Below are 3,538 nucleotides of genomic sequence, written 5' to 3' on the forward strand. Positions count from 1 at the left end.
CCCCCACTTTTAGGGGGGATGCGAGGTCTGCACATTTCGCCACATGTCTGTTACATTTGAGCATGTTTTGCTGCTCATTGTGCGCAGAACAACCGCCACGAGAGCCGTACGCATTACGGCGTGCCGGGCTCATAGCCTGCGGACATGTGCCTGTTTGTACGTCTGTTAGCGTAGGGGTTTTCGGGGTAAAAGGCAAGCCGGTGCCGTGAAGGGGGCGTGAATACTTTGAAGGTTGTGCGAACGAGATGCTCCATAGCCGAGCATCACTTGCATCTCTGGCGGTATGGGTTCGGAGTGGAAGGGATAGATCCCGGATCTCCGCTCCGCTACGTCCGGGATGACTTGAGTGGGAGTGGCTCCTCCCACACCGCAGGTTATCCTGACGCCTTACGCCCTTGCGTCATCCTGACGCCGATAGGCGGAAGGATCTCAACGCCGCCCCTGCAAGCTCGGCACGGGAGCGCACCCAGGCACCAGCCCCCGCTCCAGCCCGCACGTCAGAAGCGTCCCCGGCGGTAGTGCCAGCCAAGCCGGAGATGGTTCGACTGCGCTCACCATGACAGGCTTCGTGGGAGGGCAATTGCAGGGCAACCATCAAAACGAGGGTTGACACAGGCACTACCAGGCGCCAGCGCCATCTCTATGGGCGCTTGGCACGTCTGGTACGCGTGAGTTCGCTACGCATGGGGACTACCCATGGACACTGAGCAGCAGAGCGCTCCGACTGCAGGGCGTTGAGATGCTTCACTGCGTTCAGCATGACTTGTGTTGGGGGTTCGAGAGGCGTCGCCACCGAATCCCACCAGCGAACCCCACACAAAAAGTGCCCCCGGCCGATCCCCACCAAGGTGGCCGAGGGCACATACTGCCTGGCTGCAGAACAGAGGCAGCCACGATGTGCGGCAGACGAATATGAAGCGAGAGAAGGCAGCACCGAGGCCGGGCGCCTCGTGTTGTGCAATGCCTTATTCGTCTGCCGCCGGATGTCGTTGTGCGCGTTGAATATATCCACCCGCTCTTGAATTCAACGCGCCGCCTTGACATTCGCGCCTCCGACCGTGCGCAGCCGCTCGGGGTACGTGCCATTCCTGCAGCCAAGCACGCAGGCTTCGCATCCCCCTAACGCAACCTACCGGTGACGCCTATGACCTGGACGATTGATCGTGCCCATTACCCGAAAGCCTCAGGCCGCTATACCGTAAGCGAGCACGCCCAACAGCGCATGCGCCAGCGCGACATCGACCGCGCGACCATCCGCCGGGCGCTGCGCTACGGACGCGTGATTTACGCCCGGGGGGCCGCGCATTTTGTGCTCGGACGCAACGAGGTGGACCGCTATGACGCGGTGCGCCCTTCTGACAACGGCGTGCAGGTGGTGGTGACGCAGATCAAGAACGGCACCGTGCTTACGCTCTACCGCAACCCCGACGAGCTGCCGCGGGCGTAGCAGCCCCCTCGCGCATCCTGCCCAATCACAAAAGGGCCCTCCCGATTTGGGCAGGGCCCTTTTCACATGCTACCACATGGCACCTGTACGCTACAATTGAACAGGCTCGTTGAGGGCATCGAAGGGCCATGTTCCTTCGTAAGCATCTGGATACGCCGCCCGCACGCGAATAGGCGGCAGGGGCGCGGGCCAGTCGTAGCTGCTCGGGTTGGTGGTGTGGCGTTCAATATCGAGCATGCGCGTAGCGAGCGGTACGTCTTGCAAGCGCTGGCGATAGCTGCTGATGGCTTTGCTTACGTCGTCGGCCTCGGTCCATGCTTTGAAGAGAGGGGCGTTGCTGGCGGTACGTCTCTCGCCACAGAGCAGGCCAATGGCATCCCGCTGTGCACTGATGGCAGAACGCCGATTCGCGTCGTAGAACCTGGGTGCCGGGACGGCCTCGTCGCTGCTGATCTCGGCGCAGTGTTCGGCAAAGACCGCAAATGTGGCCGCTGTAGCGGCGGTGAGCGAGAGCGTATCTAACGTCTCGTTTTCGCCCACAAAATCCACACGCGCCGTTCCGGCACTCGCATCCAGCACCAAATCGATCCGCTTCACGGCATCCACGGGGTGGATGTACGGGGTGAGGGCGCTCAGAATGGCTTCCAAACTACGACGATCGTCCGGACGGGTATCCAGGACCCCTTTTTCTTGCAGCAATTCGCGCACCGGCGGAAATTGGATATCCACCAGGTCGAGCATGCGATGCATCTTGCGTCCGTGATCCTCGGGGGTAGGATAGAAGAAGCCGCCTCCCTCCAGATCGGGGTCGTGCACAAGAACGTGAGTCAGCATATCGGTGCGACGCGCAAACACGCTGAAGGCCGTCATGAGGTGCGCCCCCATCGTTTTGCGTCCGCCCGCAATGGAGCCGATCAGTGGAAGCGCGTCGGGACGAGTCAGTTCTTCTACGAGTTCGTAGCACTGATTTGCAAATTGCGTATCGTCGCCCTTTTCGCGCACATCGTCAAGCGGTCTTCCATTGACTTCAGGCACGTGGAAGCGCACCTCCACCGGCTTCGACCGTCCCAACACGTCGGCACAGAACGGCGTCCAGCGGTCCTTAACCTCAGTGTCTGGAAACGGCTTTTGGCTGAACGGATTGTTCACATCTTCCCCCAGCAACTTGGCCCGCACGAAAGGCGCTCCATGCCCCGTGGTAATGAGATGTACGATACGGGGCACCGTGCCTTTTTGGTTGTGGATCTCGAAAATGGTTTCCGTGATGATGGCGGGCGACATGCCTACCACCGCAACAAAGTTATACGGACGCGGTGCGGCCATGTGATAAGAGGGTCAGGGAGTAGAAGCGAGGTATCTCACTAAAAGATACCTGCTTCGGCGTACAGGAGCAAGCGCTTTTTGATATGCTGTTGATGTGCAGGATGCGAGCGCCGTACCCTCCCGCAAAAAAACCGCCCCCGAGCATGATGCTCAGAGGCGGTTTCAATCCTCTTAAAATGGAGGAGACAGGTCCAACTGGCGCGCCGGATGTGGCCAAGTCCAAACGCTTAGTCGCTGCAGGTTTCAATCCTCTTAAAATGGAGGAGACAGGTCCAACGGCATCGAGCAGCTTGTAGAGTCACGTCATATGACATGCAGGTTTCAATCCTCTTAAAATGGAGGAGACAGGTCCAACAGCCCCCCTTCTGCGCCCTCTAAAAAACAAGGACTTAGGGTGTCTAATCCGTTAGACACCTCTATTTTCGGGCAACTTCGCACCTCCTTCATGTTAAGGAACGACGAATGACTGTCTGTAACCTGTTGTAAGCCTTCGGGTTGGAGCGATTCTGCAGACCCCCCCACGGTTTGGTAGCGTGCTGCCCGTCCCCTCATCTGGGCTGCAAACGGCTGCGCGAACCGCATTCTGCGTTGCGCTGCATCGACGTATCACAGTGGATATGCCTGCTTCGCGCGCCTTGAATGTGGCCCGCTCGCTCGTTTTCGCCTGCAGAGCAGGAGACGGGCAGCACGCGGGGGGATGCGAGGTCTGCACATTTCGCCACATGTCTGTTACATTTGAGCATGTTTTGCTGCTCATTGTGCGCAGAA

General features: G+C 59.3%; 2 protein-coding genes. One reads left to right on the forward strand and one right to left on the reverse strand.

Going from position 1 to position 3,538, the window contains the following annotated elements; all coding sequences use genetic code 11:
• Window positions 1-1,144: 1,144 nt before the first annotated feature.
• The gene (locus PPP56_RS00355) at window positions 1,145-1,447 is read left to right on the forward strand and encodes a DUF4258 domain-containing protein (protein ID WP_353561618.1); all 303 of its coding nucleotides are present in this window, start codon (window positions 1,145-1,147) and stop codon (window positions 1,445-1,447) included.
• A 90-nt stretch (window positions 1,448-1,537) separates the two neighbouring features.
• Here PPP56_RS00355 and csm6 read toward each other — a convergent pair whose 3' ends face one another.
• Window positions 1,538-2,770, reverse strand: a complete 1,233-nt coding sequence (gene csm6, locus PPP56_RS00360; RefSeq protein ID WP_353561620.1) for a CRISPR-associated ring nuclease Csm6 — start codon at window positions 2,768-2,770, stop codon at window positions 1,538-1,540.
• Between the last annotated feature and the right edge of the window lie 768 nt (window positions 2,771-3,538).

The sequence above is a fragment of the Longimonas sp. genome, from assembly GCF_040409695.1.
GTDB lineage: Bacteria > Bacteroidota > Rhodothermia > Rhodothermales > Salinibacteraceae > Longimonas.